The 16,640-nt window shown below is 61.1% G+C and carries 15 protein-coding genes and 1 pseudogene; 5 read left to right on the top strand and 11 right to left on the bottom strand.

All coding sequences use genetic code 11. The annotated features are described in order from the left end of the window. Position 1 precedes the first annotated feature (1 nt). Entirely contained in the window at positions 2–1,699 is a 1,698-nt protein-coding gene (locus ACJ8QF_RS03205) for an NAD-dependent malic enzyme (protein ID WP_004938945.1), read from the top strand. A gap of 169 nt (positions 1,700–1,868) precedes the next feature. Further along, positions 1,869–2,612, top strand: a complete 744-nt coding sequence (gene sanA / locus ACJ8QF_RS03200; protein ID WP_004938948.1) for an outer membrane permeability protein SanA — start codon at positions 1,869–1,871, stop codon at positions 2,610–2,612. 66 nt (positions 2,613–2,678) lie between these two features. On the opposite strand, the gene mglC is transcribed toward sanA, so the two are convergent. The 7 genes from mglC to ACJ8QF_RS03165 form a co-directional block, all read right to left on the bottom strand. Beyond that, positions 2,679–3,689, bottom strand: a complete 1,011-nt coding sequence (mglC, locus tag ACJ8QF_RS03195) for a galactose/methyl galactoside ABC transporter permease MglC (RefSeq protein WP_004938953.1) — start codon at positions 3,687–3,689, stop codon at positions 2,679–2,681. Between the two features lie 11 nt (positions 3,690–3,700). Continuing rightward, on the bottom strand, positions 3,701–5,209 hold the full coding sequence (mglA, locus tag ACJ8QF_RS03190) for a galactose/methyl galactoside ABC transporter ATP-binding protein MglA (RefSeq protein WP_004938959.1): 1,509 nt from the start codon (positions 5,207–5,209) through the stop codon (positions 3,701–3,703). Positions 5,210–5,308: 99 nt separating this feature from the next. Then, the gene (mglB, locus tag ACJ8QF_RS03185; RefSeq protein ID WP_004938962.1) at positions 5,309–6,301 is read right to left on the bottom strand and encodes a galactose/glucose ABC transporter substrate-binding protein MglB; all 993 of its coding nucleotides are present in this window, start codon (positions 6,299–6,301) and stop codon (positions 5,309–5,311) included. Positions 6,302–6,565: 264 nt separating this feature from the next. After that, a complete protein-coding gene (galS, locus tag ACJ8QF_RS03180; RefSeq protein WP_004938964.1) occupies positions 6,566–7,603 on the bottom strand; it encodes an HTH-type transcriptional regulator GalS in 1,038 nt (345 codons plus the stop codon). A 127-nt stretch (positions 7,604–7,730) separates the two neighbouring features. Continuing rightward, a complete protein-coding gene (gene yeiB, locus ACJ8QF_RS03175; RefSeq protein WP_342578362.1) occupies positions 7,731–8,903 on the bottom strand; it encodes a DUF418 domain-containing protein YeiB in 1,173 nt (390 codons plus the stop codon). A 79-nt stretch (positions 8,904–8,982) separates the two neighbouring features. Next, complete coding sequence (gene folE / locus ACJ8QF_RS03170; protein ID WP_004938969.1) at positions 8,983–9,648, bottom strand: GTP cyclohydrolase I FolE; 666 nt, start codon at positions 9,646–9,648, stop codon at positions 8,983–8,985. Positions 9,649–9,892: 244 nt separating this feature from the next. Further along, complete coding sequence (locus ACJ8QF_RS03165) at positions 9,893–11,050, bottom strand: YbfB/YjiJ family MFS transporter (protein ID WP_342578359.1); 1,158 nt, start codon at positions 11,048–11,050, stop codon at positions 9,893–9,895. Positions 11,051–11,155: 105 nt separating this feature from the next. Between ACJ8QF_RS03165 and ptrR the strand changes: the two genes are divergently transcribed. From ptrR to fghA, 3 genes are read left to right on the top strand one after another with little or no spacing between them, the layout of a single operon-like run. Next, the gene (gene ptrR, locus ACJ8QF_RS03160) at positions 11,156–12,076 is read left to right on the top strand and encodes a putrescine utilization regulator PtrR (protein WP_004938975.1); all 921 of its coding nucleotides are present in this window, start codon (positions 11,156–11,158) and stop codon (positions 12,074–12,076) included. 29 nt (positions 12,077–12,105) lie between these two features. Beyond that, entirely contained in the window at positions 12,106–13,230 is a 1,125-nt protein-coding gene (locus ACJ8QF_RS03155) for an S-(hydroxymethyl)glutathione dehydrogenase/class III alcohol dehydrogenase (RefSeq protein WP_004938977.1), read from the top strand. 14 nt (positions 13,231–13,244) lie between these two features. Next, on the top strand, positions 13,245–14,087 hold the full coding sequence (gene fghA, locus ACJ8QF_RS03150; protein ID WP_015377214.1) for an S-formylglutathione hydrolase: 843 nt from the start codon (positions 13,245–13,247) through the stop codon (positions 14,085–14,087). Positions 14,088–14,123: 36 nt separating this feature from the next. Here the strand turns inward: fghA and ACJ8QF_RS03145 are convergent. From ACJ8QF_RS03145 to gsiC, 4 genes and pseudogenes are all read right to left on the bottom strand, one after another. After that, positions 14,124–14,439, bottom strand: a pseudogene (locus ACJ8QF_RS03145) (CcdB family protein). Between the two features lie 2 nt (positions 14,440–14,441). Next, positions 14,442–14,684 carry a type II toxin-antitoxin system CcdA family antitoxin gene (locus ACJ8QF_RS03140; RefSeq protein WP_080116084.1) on the bottom strand — a complete coding sequence of 81 codons (243 nt, stop codon included), beginning with the start codon at positions 14,682–14,684 and terminating at the stop codon, positions 14,442–14,444. Positions 14,685–14,765: 81 nt separating this feature from the next. After that, positions 14,766–15,674 carry a glutathione ABC transporter permease GsiD gene (gene gsiD / locus ACJ8QF_RS03135; RefSeq protein WP_004938994.1) on the bottom strand — a complete coding sequence of 303 codons (909 nt, stop codon included), beginning with the start codon at positions 15,672–15,674 and terminating at the stop codon, positions 14,766–14,768. 9 nt (positions 15,675–15,683) lie between these two features. Next, entirely contained in the window at positions 15,684–16,604 is a 921-nt protein-coding gene (gene gsiC, locus ACJ8QF_RS03130) for a glutathione ABC transporter permease GsiC (RefSeq protein WP_197752884.1), read from the bottom strand. Positions 16,605–16,640: the final 36 nt, after the last annotated feature.

The raw sequence follows: 16,640 nt of genomic DNA, 5'->3' as shown, positions 1-16,640 counted from the left end.
GATGGAACTAGAATACGAAAGCAAACGCCCGCTCTATATCCCTTACGCCGGCCCGATTCTGCTGGAATTTCCGCTGCTGAACAAAGGCAGCGCTTTCACCGAGGAAGAACGTAGCCACTTCAACCTGCACGGCCTGCTGCCGGAAGCGGTGGAGACCATCGAAGAACAGGTGGAACGCGCCTACCGTCAGTATCAGGATTTCAAGAACGATAACGATAAGCACATCTACCTGCGCAACATCCAGGACACCAACGAAACCCTGTTCTACCGCCTGCTGGACTCGCACCTGAGCGAGATGATGCCGATCATCTACACCCCGACCGTCGGCGAGGCCTGTGAGCACTTCTCCGATATCTACCGCCGCGCACGCGGGCTGTTCATCTCCTACCCGAACCGCGATCGCATCGATGACATGCTGCAAAACGCCACCAAGCAGAACGTCAAGGTGATCGTGGTCACCGACGGCGAACGCATTCTCGGCCTGGGCGATCAGGGCATCGGCGGCATGGGGATTCCAATTGGCAAGCTGTCGCTGTACACCGCCTGCGGCGGCATCAGCCCGGCCTACACCCTACCGGTGGTGCTGGACGTCGGCACCAACAACCCGCAGCGCCTCAACGATCCGCTGTACATGGGCTGGCGCCATCCACGCATCTCCGGCGAGGAGTACCACGCCTTCGTCGAAGAGTTTATTCAGGCGGTCAAACGCCGCTGGCCGAACGTCCTGCTGCAGTTCGAAGACTTCGCGCAGAACAACGCCACCCCGCTGCTGAACCGCTACCGCGACGAGATCTGCTGCTTTAACGACGACATCCAGGGCACCGCCGCGGTCACCCTCGGCAGCCTGATCGCCGCCAGCCGCGCCGCCGGCAGCCAGCTGCGCGATCAAACCGTCACCTTCCTCGGCGCCGGTTCCGCGGGCTGCGGCATCGCCGAGCAGATCATCGCGCAGATGAAGTCCGAAGGGTTGAGCGAAGACGAAGCGCGTGCCCGCGTGTTCATGGTCGACCGTTTCGGCCTGCTGACCGACAAACTGCCGAACCTGCTCGATTTCCAGAGCAAGCTGGTGCAGAAGAGCGACAACCTGGCCGGCTGGGAAACCGCCAGCGACGCCATCTCGCTGCTGGACGTGGTGCGCAACGCCAAGCCGACCATTCTGATCGGCGTGTCCGGCCAGCCGGGGCTGTTTACCGAAGAGCTGATCCGCGAGATGCACAAGCACTGCGAACGCCCTATCGTGATGCCGCTGTCCAACCCGACCTCGCGCGTGGAAGCCCGTCCGGAAGACATCATCAACTGGACCGACGGCGCCGCCCTGGTGGCGACCGGCAGCCCGTTCGCGCCGGTAAGCTACAAAGAGCAGCTGTACCCGATCGCCCAGTGCAATAACTCCTACATCTTCCCGGGGATCGGTCTGGGCGTGCTGGCCTCCGGCGCCACTCGCGTCACCGACGCCATGCTGATGGCCGCCAGCCGCGCACTGGCGGACTGTTCGCCGCTGGCTACCGACGGCCACGGCGCGCTGCTGCCGAATATCGACGATATTCAGGGCGTGTCGAAGTGCATCGCCATGGAAGTGGGTAAAGCCGCCCAGCTGCAGGGCGTGGCGATCGTCACCTCCGAAGATGCGCTGTCGAAAGCCATCGAGCACAACTTCTGGCGGCCGCAGTACCGCAGCTACAAGCGCACCTCGTTCTGAATGGTGAGCTGAAATGACCCAGCCCGGCTCCGCCGGGCTTTTTTGTGCGGCAAAACCGCCGAAAAATGCGGCGGCGCGCGTGCTTCAGGCGGTTCGCGTCTTGCGTCGGTCGGTCAGGTAAAGTAGCCTTGATCCATCTTTTTCAGCCCGGCGCGCGTAAGGCAACAACATGTGGAAACGCCTGATCATCAGCCTGTTCATCATCATTGCGGTGTTGATGGGTTCGGCTATTGCGCTCGATCGCTGGATCAGTTGGAAAACCGCGCCTTACGTCTACGACGAACTGCAGGAATTGCCGCATCGCCAGGTCGGCGTGGTGCTCGGCACCGCCAAGTATTACCGCACCGGCGTGATCAACCAGTATTACCGTTACCGCATTCAGGGAGCGATCAACGCCTATAACAGCGGCAAGGTGAAATACCTGCTGCTGAGCGGCGACAACGCCCAGCAAAGCTATAACGAACCGATGACCATGCGGCGCGATCTGATCGCCGCCGGCGTGGCGCCGAGCGATATCGTGCTGGACTACGCCGGCTTCCGCACCCTGGATTCCATCGTGCGCACCCGCAAGGTGTTCGACACCAACGATTTCATCATCATCACCCAGCGCTTCCACTGCGAGCGCGCACTGTTCATCGCCCTGCACATGGGCATTCAGGCGCAGTGTTACGCGGTGCCGTCGCCGAAGGACATGATGACGGTGCGCGCCCGCGAGATCTTCGCCCGCCTGGGCGCGCTGACCGATCTGTACATCCTCAAGCGTGAACCGCGCTTCCTCGGCCCGCTGATCCCGATCTCCGCCATGCACACCGTGCCGGAAGACGCCCAGGGCTATCCCGCCGTCTCGCCGGAACAGTTGGTTGAGCTGGAGCACAAGCTGAAAGAAGAGAAGCAGAAAGCCAAACAGCCCTGACGGGTAATGCCCCAAAAAGAAAGGCCGGCATATTTTGCCGGCCTTGTCGTCTGTGCTGCGGTAGCTCTACTTCTTCTTGGCGTATTTCAACGAGTCCAGCGCCACGGCGAAGATGATGATGCTGCCCTTGATGATGTACTGCCAGTACGGGTTGATGCCGATATAGGTCAGGCCGTAGTTGATGACGGTAAAGATGATCACCCCGGTCACCACGCCCCACACCGTACCCACGCCGCCGGCGAAGGAGACGCCCCCCACCACGCAGGCGGCGATGGCGTCCAGCTCATACATAAAGCCGAGGTTATTGGTGGCGCTGCCGATACGCCCCGCTTCCAGCAGGCCGCCGAAGGCGTAGAACACGCCGGACAGCGCATAGATCATGATCAGGTTCAGCGGCACGTTGACGCCGGAGACCTTGGCCGCTTCCGGGTTGCCGCCGATGGCGAAGATGTTCTTGCCGAAGCGGGTCTTGGTCCACAGGATCCAGACGAAAATGATGGCAATCAGCGCGTAGAAGGTAATATACGACAGCTTAAAATCGCCGAAGCGCAAGAAGCCTTGGGCAAAGGTGGAAAACTTCGGATCAAAGCCCGCGACCGGCGACGCGCCGACCGAATCGTAATACAGCGAGTTGATGCCGTAGACGATGATCATGGTGCCCAAGGTGGTGATGAACGGCGTCACGTTGAGATAGGCGATAATCAGGCCGTTAACCAGGCCGATCACCGCGCCGACCGCACATACCAGTAGGATGACCAGGGGAATCGACCAGGTTTCCATGTGCGGGAACACTTTGTTGACGTTATCCATCGATTGCAGCAGCGTGGCCGCCACCACAGCCGCCAACCCCACCTGCCGCCCGGCGGACAGGTCGGTGCCCTGGGTGACGATCAGCCCCGCCACGCCCAGCGCGATGATGATGCGCACCGAAGACTGCGTCAGGATGTTGCTCAGGTTCATCAGGCTAAGGAAAGTCGGGTCCTGAATGATGATGATGGCCAACAGCACCAGCAACACCACGTAAATGCCGCCTTCCTTGAAATAGGTAAATAAGGTTTTTTTATTTAGCGCGTTCATAATTCCGATCCTTAAAGGTGCAGGGAGGCGAGACGTAAGATTTCATTCTGCGAGGTCTGCTTGGTATTAACGATGCCCGCAACCTGACCATTGCTCATCACCAAAATACGGTCGGTGATCCCCAACAGCTCCGGCATTTCAGACGAGACGATAATGATCCCCTTGCCCTTCTTCGCCAGCTCGGTCATCAGCTGATAGATCTCGAACTTGGCGCCCACGTCGATGCCGCGCGTCGGTTCATCCAGCATCAGGATCTCCGGCTGCGTCAGCAGCCAGCGGCCGATGATCACCTTCTGCTGATTGCCGCCGGACAGCGAGCCGATATGGGTGTGATGCCCCGGCGTTTTCACCCGCATGGCGTCGATCACCCACTGGGTGTCGCTCTTCATCCGCGCGTTATCCAGCAGGCCGAGCTTGTTTTTATAATTGCGGATATTGGAGATCAGCGAGTTGAAACCCACGTCGAGGTAGGCGTAAATCCCGGTGGATCGCCGCTCTTCGGTCACCAGCGCAAAGCCGTGGTTGATCGCTTCGTTGGCGCTGTGGTTGTCGATCGCCTTGCCGTGCAGCTTGATGGTGCCCGCCACCTTCTCGCGAATGCCGAACAGCGTCTCGACGATATCGGTGCGTTTGGCGCCCACCAGCCCGGCGATGCCGAGGATCTCGCCCTGGTGCAGATCGAAGGACACATCGCGGATCGAAGGCTGGCGCAGCGACGTCAGGTTCTTCACCTCGAGGATCACCTCACCCGGCGTGTTCTGCCTGTCGGGGAAACGCTGGCTCAGCGAGCGGCCGACCATCATGGCGATGATCTTGTCCATATCCAGCCCTTCCAGCGGCTGGGTGGCGATCCACTGGCCGTCGCGCAACACCGTTATCTCATCGCACAGCTGGAAGATCTCTTCCATCTTGTGCGAGATATAGACGATGCCGCAGCCGCGCTCTTTCAACTTGCGGATGATGGTGAACAGGTGATTGACCTCTTTTTCCGTCAACGAAGAGGTCGGTTCATCCATGATGACGATCTTGGCGTCATAGGAAAACGCCTTGGCGATCTCGATCATCTGCATCTGCGACACCGACAGGTTGCCCACCTTTTCGCGCGGGTTGATGTCAATATCCAGCTCGTCGAAGATCGCCTGAGTGTCTTTGAACATCTTGTCCTGATCGACGAACAGGCCTTTGGTCGGGTAGCGCCCCAGCCACATGTTGTCCATCACGGTGCGTTGCAGCACCAGGTTCAGCTCCTGATGCACCATCGAAACGCCGTGTTCCAGCGCTTCCTTCGAGCTCTTGAAATCGATTTCCCGGCCCTGAAATACAATGCTGCCGCTGTCTTTTTTGTAAATGCCGAACAGGCATTTCAACAACGTCGATTTCCCCGCGCCGTTCTCCCCCATCAGGGCGTGAATCGAGTGCGGACGGACGCGTAAATTGACATTGTCCAAGGCTTTGACGCCGGGAAATGACTTACAGATATCCGTCATTTCCAGCAAAAATTCGCGTGAGCTATCGGCCATAAATACACCTGGCTTAACGATCTTGCAGTCGTAAACATCCCCGCCGGCGGTATCCCTGGTGTTGGCGCCGCAGGCGGGGTCTTAGCGGGATCTCAATTCTTATTTAACAAACTGAGACAGGTTGTCTTTATCTACGCCGACGTAAGGAATACGCACGACTTTATTTTCGATTTTATATTGGGTGCCTTCGGTGGCCGGCTTGCCCGCCGCCAGGTTTTTCGCCAGCTCGAAGGTGGCCTTCGCCTGGTTGTCGGCATCGTTCAGCACCGTGCCCGCCATCGCGCCGGATTTCACCAGCGCCAGCGCTTCAGGCAGCGCATCGACGCCGAACACCGGAATACTGGTCTTGTTGTGCGCTTTCAGCGCTTCCACCGCGCCCATCGCCATGGCGTCGTTGTTGGCGATCACCACTTCGATCTTGTTGGCGTTCGGGCCGGAGAGCCAGGCATCCATCTTGTCTTTCGCCTGCGCGGTATCCCACATCGCGGTATCCATCTGCAGCTGCTGGGTCTTGATGCCTTTTTCGTTCAGCGTTTTCACCACGTAGGTGGTGCGCGCTTCGGCGTCCGGGTGGCCCGGCTCGCCCTTCAGCAGCACGAACTGGATCTGGCCGTCTTTATTCAGATCCCAGGCCGGGTTGGCTTGCCAGTGTTTGGCGATCAGTTCGCCCTGGATCACGCCGGATTCTTTGGAGTCGGTGCCGACGTAATATGCCTTGTCATAGCTGTCCAGCGCCTTGCGGGAAGGTTCTTTGTTGTAGAACACCACCGGGATATCGTTTGCGCGCGCCTTATCGATAACCACCGGCGCCGCGGCCGGGTCGACCAGGTTGATCGCCAGCGCTTTCACGCCCTTGGCCAGCAGCACGTCGATCTGATCGTTCTGCTTGGACTGGTCGTTCTGCGAGTCATTCATCAACAGGGTAACGTCCGGTGAAGCCTTGGCGTCTTTCTCGATCGCCTTGCGCACCACCGACATGAAGTTGTCGTCGTATTTGTAAATCGTGACGCCAATACGGGTATCAGCATGGGCTGCGGCGCCAAACATCATGGCAGCGGCCATGGCGGCCAGGGTGAAAACCTTCTTATTCATTGTCAGTCTCCGGTTCTGTGTAGGGTATTACTCGTCTTTGAGCCAATGGTCACCGGCAGTGCGTACACCCCAGGCCTGGCGATTTCCACTCAACACCTGTCGTCCGTGGATCTTGTTATTTCCGAGAAATGCTGTGTCAGCGCGAGATAAAGGTTGCAGCGGCAAGGGCCTTTGCGCCGGAAAACGCCTAGAGCATAGACGGCGCGATGTTAATATTCTGTGAATTTTCTCACAGATTGAAAACGGTTACACAAGATTAAATCGTCAGAGAGTGACCGTCGCCTCACTTTGCCAGGGAGCGACAGAATGGCGCCGCACCAGCGTCGGCATGAACAGATGAGCGGCCTGCGGCTCCGCCAGGCCTGCTGCGCCCTGCAATGCCAGCTCGGTCGCCAGCGTGGCCATCGAGACGATCGGGTAGCGCACCGTGGTGAGTTTGGGGCTGGTGTAACGCGCGATGGGGATGTCGTCGAAGCCGATCAGCGAGAAATGCTGCGGCACCGTGATACCGTTTTCTTTCAGCACCGCCATAGCGCCGGCGGCCATGGCGTCGTTGTAGGCGAACACCGCGCTCAGCTGTAAGTTGCGCCCCAGCAGTTCGACCATCGCCGCCTCGCCGCCCTGCAGATCCGGCGAACCGTAGGCACGCCAGTTGTCGGGCGTGGCCAGCCCGGCGGCGGCCATCGCCTGCGCATAGCCCTGCTGGCGCAGCGGCCCGTCTTCGATCGGGTGATTGGAGCCCAGATAGCCGATGCGCCGGTGGCCCTGCGACAGCAAAAGACGCATCGCCATTTCTGCGCCGCAGACGTTATCCAGCCCGACGCAGCGCGGCTCATAGCCGGGGATAATCCGGTTGATCAGCACCATGCCCGGCACCTGCTCCAGAAAACCGATCAGCTCGGCGTCGCTCAGGGCTTTGGCGTGAACAATCAGGGCGTTACAGCGCTGGCGGATCAGCACTTCGATCGCGTGGCGCTCTTTGTCCGCCTGATGATAGCTGTTGCCGATCAGCAGATACTTGTGGTGTTTCTGCGCCACCGTGTCTACCGCTTTCACCAGCGCGCCGAAGAACGGATCGGAGACGTCCATCACCACCACGCCCAACGTATCGCTGCTTTGGGTCGCCAACGCCTGCGCGTTGGCATTGGGGCGATAGCCCAGATCCGCCACCGCCTGCAGCACCTGCTCGCGTGTCTCTTTGCTGGTCAGCGCGCTGTGGTTCAGCACGCGGGAGACGGTCGCCACGGAGACCCCGGCGCGTTTCGCCACGTCGCGAATGGTGATCGGATGAACTGGAGGCATGCGGGATCCTGAAATCGGGGTAGTGGCCGGTGGCGCTATCCTACCCCGATTGGCCCGCTGCTCTGCGTGAATTACGTCACAGGAAAGAAAACGTTTACATACATTTTTTTAACCTGCCGACGGGCGCTCACTTCAGCGCTTTGGATTCCGCTTCGCCGGCGGCCATCTGCGTCAATTTGCGCCACAGCCATTCCATCGGCCCCTGTTCGAAGTAACGCAGCCACAGTGCGGAAAAGACCAGGTTGACCAACCAGACCAGCGGCACAAACGCCAACAGCTGCAGCCGGTCAAACTGCTCATAGAGGCCAAAGCGATAAAACAGCGTGGTGCAGATCAGCGTTTGCAGCAGGTAGTTGCTTAACGCCATACGCCCCACCTGGCTCAGCCAGCGGGCGATGGGCAGGCGCGACAGCGCGGGCCAGAAACCGTAACACAGCGCCAGATAGCCCATCGCCTGCAGCGGCGCGCCCAGCTCGCGCGGCACCTGCAGCAGGAAACCGCTCCAGCGATAGTCCCAGTGCACCTGCCATTGCAGCGCCACCGCCGGCAGTTGGATCAGCACCGAAAGCGGCAACAGCCACGCCGCCTGCCGCAGGTAATAGCCGGAGGAATAACTGCCGCGCAGCCAGCCGCTGCGCATCAGCCCGGCGCCGAACAGCATCAGCCCCGCCAACTCCCAGCCATACTGCGCGCCGATGGCCAGCAGGCTGGACGAGAGCAGATCGGCGCGGCTGCGCCAGGCTTCGAAACCGCCCTGCAGCTTCCAAAACTTCTCGTACTGCAACTCCGCCACGCCCGGCTGCCAGAAGCTGCCCGGCTCACCGTGCGAGACAAAACCGAGCAGCAGCAGCACCGCCACACCGATCAGGTACAGCACCACGCCGGTTTTCAGCAGTTGGAAGGTTTCTTTGGCCTCGCGGATCATGCGCCAGCACACCAGGCCGATCAGCCCGTAGGCCAGCAGAATGTCGCCGTCCCACAGGAAGATGGCGTGCGCGAGGCCGAACAGCACCAGCCACGACAGCCGCGCGCGGATCCAGCTTTTGCCGCGCCGCAGCAGCATTTGCAGCCCGGCGCCGAACAGCAGCGCGAACATCGCCAGGAACTTGGCCTGGGCGAAGAGATCCAGCAGCGCCCAGGTCCAGGCATCGCGCGATGACGGCATCCCCAGATAGGCCGGATTGAGGTAGGCGGCCTTCGGCAAGCCGAAGGCGCTGATGTTCAGCAATAAAATGCCGAGGATGGCGATGCCGCGCACGCAGTCCAGCGTGGCAATGCGCGGCAGAGGATGACTGTTCATTTTTTATCGCTGTCTTCCGCTCATGAAAAAGGCGCCCGCAGGCGCCTGTTGTCGTCTTGCGGGTCGCCCCGCAACGCCATCACCCCTGGTGATGACGCACCGCACGCAGGAACTCCTGGCGGGTATTCTGGCTGGACTTGAACAGCCCCCCCAGCGAGGTAGTGGTGGTGGCGCTGGTCGCGTCGCGGATACCGCGCGCCTTGACACAATAATGGACCGCATCGATCGATACCGCCACGTTATTGGTACCGAGCAGGGTCTGCAGCGCCACCAAGATCTGCTGGGTCAGGCGCTCTTGCACCTGCGGACGCTGGGAGAAGAACTGCACGATGCGGTTGATCTTCGACAGGCCGATCACCGAGTCTTTCGGGATATAGGCCACGGTAGCCTTGCCGTCGATGGTCACGAAGTGGTGTTCACAGGTGCTGGTCAGCGTGATATCGCGCACCGTCACCATCTCATCCACCTTCATCTTGTTCTCGATGACGGTGATTTTCGGGAAGTTGGCGTAGTCCAGCCCGGAGAAGATCTCGTCGACATACATTTTGGCGATGCGATGCGGCGTTTCCGCCAGGCTGTCATCGGACAGATCGAGATTCAGCAGCTGCATGATTTCGGTCATGTGCTCTTTGATGCGACGCTTGCGCGTTTCGCGATCCAGCACTTCCCCGCGCAGCGGTGTCTCCAGACCACGCTCTTCCAGTGCCGCATGCACCAGCGCGGCTTCTTTACTTAATGATGTCATGTATTTGTTCTCCTGCGGACGGAACCCGCCGGCGGCCCGATAGGGCGTGCGGCCGGCGAATTGCTTGCTCTCGTGACGGCAGAGTTTTCGTGGTGGATAACGTGAACCCGGTCAAGATTTTGCCCCCACTGTAGATGAGAGCGCGGCGATTATCCAGCGATAGTGCTTCATCCGCAGGTGAAATATTCGCATTTAGCACAATCAGGCCGGCTGCGGGTTTCCATGCGTTTTGTATGGATTTTAATCACCGAGTCGCCGTTTTTTGCGCCAACCGCCGCGCCGGGGTATTCACCACCAGCCCTCCGGCCGCCAACAGCGCCGCCACCGCCACATACAGCGCCGGCTCCAGCCGATGGGTCAAGGCGGTCGACAGCGCCGACAGCATCGGCCCGACCAGTTGGCCGATCGCATAACCGGTGGTCAGCAATCCGGCCATGTAACGCGCATGACGCGGCGCCAGCTCACGCCCGTGCTGAAGAGCAAGCTGCACCACGCAGAGGAAACCGCCGCCGGTCAGCAACGCCCCGAGCGCCAGGCCGGCCACGCCCGGCACCACTTCGGCGCTCAGTACGCCGAGCGCCTGTATCCACAGCGTGATCGCCAGCCGGGTCTGGGTGGTCAGCCGATGGCGGGTCAGAATGCCGATGACAATCCCCAGCACCGCCGCACCGCCGAACACCGGCCAGACGAACTGTGCGAACAGGCTGTCGGGAAAACGCGCCGCCGCCATCTGCGACAAAAAGGTCGCCGGCAGGATATAGCCGAAGCCGGCCAGGCTGTAGCTCCACACCAGGCGTTTGAGCGCCGGCGTCAGCAGCAGCGGCTCCGGAGCCACGTCCGGGCGATGCAGCTCGCCGCTGCGCGGCAGAAAGGCGCTAATCCCCCCGACCAGCACCAGCGCCAGCCCGCCATACACCAGCCAGGCCTGCGCCGCCGTCAGCCCCAGCGCGTTGATGCCCACCGCCAGCATGCCGCTGAGGAAGATGCCGGCGCCCGGCCCGGCGAACACCGCCGCGCTCAGCGCCGACCGGCCGTAGTGCGCCAACCGCTCGTTGGTCCAGGCCGCCACCAGCACCATCGCCCAGCCGCTGGCCCAGCCGATGACGAAGCGCAGCGCGCCGTGGGTCCATTCATCCTGCGCCAACGCCGACAGCAGCGTCAGCGCCATCGCGCCCCATACGCCCAGCCACAGGCGCCGCTCGACGTGGCGCGTAGCGCGCATCGCGTCGTAGGCGCCGCACAGGTAGCCCAAATAGTTGATCGCCGCCACCAGCCCGGCACCGGTCAGGCTGAACTGATGTTCCGCGATCATCAGCGGCACCTGAGGGGTGAAAGCGAAGCGGCCGATGCCCATCGCCACGATCAGCGCGGCAAACCCGCTCAAGGCAATACGTAAAGCCATATCGGCATCCAAAAGGTTAAAAGAAAGTTGCCAGTATCATGCCGCAGTATTAAACTCACAAAAACTGAATAATACTAATCAAGTTCATCACGAAACGAGAACATTATGGATCTGACCCAGCTTCGCATGTTCTGCTGCGTAGCGGAAACCGGCTCGGTCGCCCGCGCCGCCGAGCAGCTGCACCGCGTGCCGTCGAATCTGACCACCCGGCTGCGCCAGCTCGAGCAGGAGCTGGGCGCCGATCTGTTTATCCGCGAAAAACAGCGCCTGCGCCTGTCGCCGATGGGCCATAACTTTCTGTGCTACGCCAATCGCATCCTGGCGCTGAGCGACGAGGCGATGAGCATCACCCATGCCGGCGAACCGGCGGGCAACTTCGCTCTCGGCTCGATGGAGAGCACTGCCGCCACCCGCCTGCCCTCGCTGCTGGCGGCTTATCACCAGCGCTTCTCGCAGGTTTCACTGTCGCTGACCACCGGCACCTCCGGCGAAATCGCCGATCGGGTGCGCGCCGGCACGCTGGCGGCGGCGCTGGTCGACGGCCCGGTGCCCTATGACGAGCTGAACGGCTGCATCGCCTATCCTGAACATATGGTGGTGATCTCCTGTCTCGATCACGCGCCGATCCACAGCGCCAAAGACGCCAACGGCGAGACGCTGTTCGCCTTTCGCGCCAGCTGCTCCTACCGCCTGCGGCTGGAGGCCTGGTTCAAGCGCGAAGGCGCGCGGCCGGGGCAGATCATGGAGATCCAGTCCTATCACGCCATGCTGGCCTGCGTCGCCAGCGGCGCCGGGCTGGCGATGATCCCACATTCGGTGCTCAGCCTGCTGCCGGGCCATGAGCGGGTCCGGGTTCACACCCTGCCGCCGGACGTGGCCGACACCGCCACCTGGCTGCTGTGGCGCCGCGACGCGTTCGGGCCGAACGTGCGCGCGCTGAAAGAATTGATTATTGAACAGACGGAAACCGCCGCTGTTGATGAAAGCACCCCCAACGATTTATCAGACGTTAGCGATATCGCCTGATTTAAAAGAAAACCACTGAGGAGACTATGATGGAGATGATCAAAACCCGCGCCGCCGTTGCCTGGGGCCCGAACCAGCCGCTGAAGATTGAGGAAGTCGATCTGATGCCACCACAAAAAGGCGAAGTGCTGGTGCGGATCGTCGCCACCGGCGTTTGTCACACCGACGCCTACACCCTGTCCGGCAAAGATCCGGAAGGTGTGTTCCCGGCGATCCTCGGCCATGAGGGCGGCGGCGTGGTGGAAGCGGTCGGTGAAGGCGTCACCAGCGTGGCGGTCGGCGACCACGTGATCCCGCTCTACACCCCGGAGTGCGGCGAGTGCAAATTCTGTAAATCCGGCAAGACCAACCTGTGCCAGGCGATCCGCGCCACTCAGGGTAAAGGGCTGATGCCGGACGGCACCACCCGCTTCTTCAAGGACGGCAAGCCGATCTTCCACTACATGGGCACGTCCACCTTCTCCGAATACACCGTGGTGCCGGAGATTTCACTGGCGAAAATCAACAAGGAAGCGCCGCTGGAAGAGGTGTGCCTGCTGGGCTGCGGCGTCACCACCGGCATGGGCGCGGTGATCAACACCGCCAAGGTGCAGCCGGGCGATACCGTGGCGATCTTCGGCCTGGGCGGCATCGGCCTGTCGGCGATCATCGGCGCGCAGATGGCCGGCGCGGGCCGCATCATCGGCATCGACATCAACACCAGCAAGTTCGATCTGGCGCGCAAGCTGGGGGCCACCGATCTGATCAACCCGAAAGACTATGACAAACCGATTCAGGAGGTGATCGTCGAGCTGACCGACGGCGGCGTCGATTTCTCCTTCGAGTGCATCGGCAACGTCAACGTGATGCGCTCCGCGCTGGAATGCTGCCACAAGGGCTGGGGCGAGTCGGTGATCATCGGCGTCGCGGGCGCCGGTGAAGAGATCTCCACCCGTCCGTTCCAGCTGGTCACCGGCCGCGTCTGGCGCGGTTCGGCGTTCGGCGGCGTCAAGGGCCGTTCACAGCTGCCGGGCATCGTCGAGCGTTATCTGAACGGCGAGTTCGCGCTGAACGACTTTATCACCCACACCATGGGGCTGGAGCAGATCAACGAAGCGTTCGATTTGATGCACGAAGGCAAATCGATCCGCACCGTTATCCACTTCGACCAATAAGCCAGGAGGCAGAGATGACGTTGTCATTGGAACTTCTCGAAGAGCACCGCATGTTCGGCGGCTGGCAACAGCGTTATCGCCACGCGGCGCAGAGCCTGAATTGCAACATGACATTCAGCATCTACCTGCCGCCGCCGCGCGATGATAACCCGCCGCCGGTGCTGTACTGGCTGTCGGGGCTGACCTGCAACGACGAGAACTTCACGTTGAAAGCCGGCGCGCAGCGCATCGCCGCCGAGCTGGGCCTGGTGCTGGTGATGCCGGACACCAGCCCGCGCGGCGACGAGGTGCCGAACGATGAAGGCTACGATCTGGGCCAGGGCGCCGGGTTCTACCTGAACGCCACCCAGGCGCCGTGGGATCGTCACTTCCGCATGTACGACTACATCAGCGCCGAACTGCCGGCGCTGATCGAACAGCACTTCAGCGTCAGCGATCGTCAGTCGATCTTCGGCCACTCGATGGGCGGCCACGGCGCGCTGATGATGGCGTTTCGCAATCCGCAGCGCTTCCGTTCGGTATCGGCCTTCGCGCCGATCGTCAACCCGTGCCAGGTGCCGTGGGGCCGCAAGGCCTTCACCGCCTATCTGGGCAGCGACGAGAGCCAGTGGCTGCAGTACGACAGCTGCCATCTGCTGGCCAGCGGCGCGGAGAAAATGCCGGTCCTTATCGATCAGGGCGACGACGACCAGTTCCTGGCCGATCAGCTGCAGCCGGCGCGGCTGGCCGAACTGGCGCGCCAGCGCGACTGGCCGCTGACGCTGCGCATTCAGCCGGGGTACGATCACAGCTACTTCACCATCGCCACCTTCGTGGAAGATCACCTGCGCTTCCACGCCGAGCACCTGTTCCGCTGATAAAAAAATCCGGGCGGTTAAACCGCCCGGATTTCTTCAAAAGCCATCAATCAAAAAATCGATGGCAGCTTTAATTTGATTCCTGTGCTCATTGGCATTACCAACGGCCTTCCCGAGCTGTGAAATACGTACGGCAGCCATCTCATGCGTCATAACGAGAAACTTTTCGCCGTTTACCTCAATCTCCGGGCATAAACGTGCAGAAATTTTAACCCTGACGTTATCCAAAGCATAAAGCATAAAGAGGGATCATTAACCGGGTCGAGAGGACATCAATAAGATCGCTTTGAACGTCCAGTAAGTAGGGATAGGCTGATGCCGGATACGTATTGTCATATACGGTAAACTGCATATTCAAAATGTCCGATATTCATCAGACAACAAACCATTTTCTTCAGTGATACGATTAAGTTCTTCTAACGCCGCGCGATTTTGCTCGCGCCACTGTTGAATCTCAATGTCCCTGACACGAACGCTCAATGCGTCTGTCAATACGGATGACTCATTGACGCCCAGGGATTTTGCGCGCTGGAAAAGATCGCGATCGATGGTTACGTTGACTGTCTTTTTCGTCACATTGTTATTTGCCATATCCATTCCTCATCCCTGTAATATACACGGCTCAAATTTTCATCAATTGTACTCGTGAAACAGGGGTATGCCAATTCAGCGATACCCTCACCCCTTCAGCTTCGGATCGAGCGCGTCGCGCAATCCGTCGCCCAACAGGTTGAACGCCAGCACGGTGATGAATATCGCCAGGCTGGGGAAAATCGCCACGTGCGGCGCGATCACCATATCGGCGCGCGCCTCGTTGAGCATCGCCCCCCACTCCGGCGTCGGCGGCTGGGCGCCCAGGCCCAGAAACGACAGGCTGGCGGCGGTGATGATCGAGGTGCCGATGCGCAGGGTGAAATAGACTACGATCGACGACAACGTACCCGGCAGAATGTGCCGCAGGATGATGGTCCAGTCCGAGGCGCCGATGCTGCGCGCCGACTCGATATAGGTCAGGTGCTTCAGCACCAGCGTGTTGCCGCGCACCAGGCGAGCAAAGGCCGGAATGCTGAAGATCGCCACCGCGACGATCACGTTGGCCATGCCGCTGCCCATGATCGCCACCACGCCGATCGCCAGCAGAATGCCGGGAAACGCGAACAGCACGTCGCAGACGCGCATGGTAAGGCGATCCCACCAGCCCTCATAGTAGCCGGCCAGCAGCCCCAGCAAGGTGCCGATCGCCCCGCCCGCCAGCACTGAGAACACCCCGGCCGCCAGCGAAATGCGCGTGCCCATGAGGATGCGGCTGAAGATATCGCGCCCGAGGGAATCGACACCCAGCCAGTGCATCAGCGAAGGCCCTTCGTTCAGCCGGTCGTAATCGAAATAGTTTTCCGCATCGAACGGTGCCAGATAAGGCGCCAGCAGCGCCGCCGCGATCAGCAGCAGCACCAACAGACCGGCGACCAGCGCCGCCCGCTGGCGGCGAAAACGCCGCCAAAACTCGCCCCACGGCGTGCGTACCGCGTCAGGGTCGATAAGCGGCATCGCCTTCAGTGCAGCGTTACGCCGCCAATGCTTAATCATGCCGCATCCTCATTGGTAACGAATCGCCGGGTTGATCGCCGCGTACAGCATATCCACCAGCAGGTTGATCAGGATGAACTCCAGCGAGAACAGCAGCACCTCGGCCTGGATCACCGGGTAATCGCGCATCTCCACCGAGTCCACCAGCAAGCGCCCCAGCCCCGGCCAGTTGAACACCTTCTCCACCACGATCGAACCGCCGAGCAGGAAGCCGAACTGCAGCCCCATCATGGTCACCACCGGGATCATCGCGTTGCGCAGGCCGTGTTTCATCACCACCACGCTTTCCCGCACGCCCTTGGCGCGGGCGGTGCGCATGTAGTCCTCCTGCAGCACCTCGACGAACGAAGCGCGGGTGAAGCGCGCCATCACCGCCGCCACCGCCGCCCCCAGGGTTACCGAAGGCAGAATGTAGTGCCGCCAGCTGTCGGCGCCCACCGTCGGCAGCCACCCCAGCTCGACCGAGAACACCTGCATCAGCAGCATGCCGAGCGCAAAGGCCGGGAACGAGATCCCCGATACCGCCAGCGTCATGCCGAGATGATCCGGCCAACGGTTACGCCACACCGCCGACACCACGCCGATCGCCAGACCGAACGCCACCGCCCACAGCATGCTGGTGACGGTCAGCCAGAAGGTCGGCAGAAAGCGCGAGGCGATCTCTTCGCTCACCGGGCGCTTGGACACCATCGAGATGCCGAAGTCGCCCCGCAGCGCGTTGACGAAAAAGTGCGCGAACTGCTGCGGCAGCGGCTTATCCAGCCCCAAATCCTTGCGCACCAGCTGCACCACCGCCTCGTCGGCCTCCGGCCCCGCCGCCAGCCGCGCCGGATCGCCCGGCAGCAGGTGGACGAACAGGAACACCAGCACCGCCACGATCAGCAGCGTCGGGATCAGGCCCAGCAGTCGTTTCAGAAAATAATTGAGCATCTCATTCCTTCCCCCGCCCGCAGCCGCGTGGCCACG

It is taken from the genome of Serratia sp. CY81684 (assembly GCF_052166595.1).
In the GTDB taxonomy this organism is placed as follows: Bacteria; Pseudomonadota; Gammaproteobacteria; order Enterobacterales; family Enterobacteriaceae; genus Serratia; species Serratia nematodiphila.
The sequence above is the reverse complement of the archived record's forward strand: the minus strand, read 5'-3'. Positions and strand labels throughout refer to the sequence as shown.

Bases quoted from the DNA above. Each gene is read 5' to 3' on its own strand.
- ACJ8QF_RS03205 (WP_004938945.1), top strand. From the start codon at position 2: ATGGAACTAGAATACGAAAGCAAACGCCCGCTCTATATCCCTTACGCC.
- sanA (WP_004938948.1), top strand. From the start codon at position 1,869: ATGTGGAAACGCCTGATCATCAGCCTGTTCATCATCATTGCGGTGTTG.
- mglC (WP_004938953.1), bottom strand. From the start codon at position 3,689: ATGAACGCGCTAAATAAAAAAACCTTATTTACCTATTTCAAGGAAGGC.
- mglA (WP_004938959.1), bottom strand. From the start codon at position 5,209: ATGGCCGATAGCTCACGCGAATTTTTGCTGGAAATGACGGATATCTGT.
- mglB (WP_004938962.1), bottom strand. From the start codon at position 6,301: ATGAATAAGAAGGTTTTCACCCTGGCCGCCATGGCCGCTGCCATGATG.
- galS (WP_004938964.1), bottom strand. From the start codon at position 7,603: ATGCCTCCAGTTCATCCGATCACCATTCGCGACGTGGCGAAACGCGCC.
- yeiB (WP_342578362.1), bottom strand. From the start codon at position 8,903: ATGAACAGTCATCCTCTGCCGCGCATTGCCACGCTGGACTGCGTGCGC.
- folE (WP_004938969.1), bottom strand. From the start codon at position 9,648: ATGACATCATTAAGTAAAGAAGCCGCGCTGGTGCATGCGGCACTGGAA.
- ACJ8QF_RS03165 (WP_342578359.1), bottom strand. From the start codon at position 11,050: ATGGCTTTACGTATTGCCTTGAGCGGGTTTGCCGCGCTGATCGTGGCG.
- ptrR (WP_004938975.1), top strand. From the start codon at position 11,156: ATGGATCTGACCCAGCTTCGCATGTTCTGCTGCGTAGCGGAAACCGGC.
- ACJ8QF_RS03155 (WP_004938977.1), top strand. From the start codon at position 12,106: ATGGAGATGATCAAAACCCGCGCCGCCGTTGCCTGGGGCCCGAACCAG.
- fghA (WP_015377214.1), top strand. From the start codon at position 13,245: ATGACGTTGTCATTGGAACTTCTCGAAGAGCACCGCATGTTCGGCGGC.
- ACJ8QF_RS03140 (WP_080116084.1), bottom strand. From the start codon at position 14,684: ATGGATATGGCAAATAACAATGTGACGAAAAAGACAGTCAACGTAACC.
- gsiD (WP_004938994.1), bottom strand. From the start codon at position 15,674: ATGATTAAGCATTGGCGGCGTAACGCTGCACTGAAGGCGATGCCGCTT.
- gsiC (WP_197752884.1), bottom strand. From the start codon at position 16,604: ATGCTCAATTATTTTCTGAAACGACTGCTGGGCCTGATCCCGACGCTG.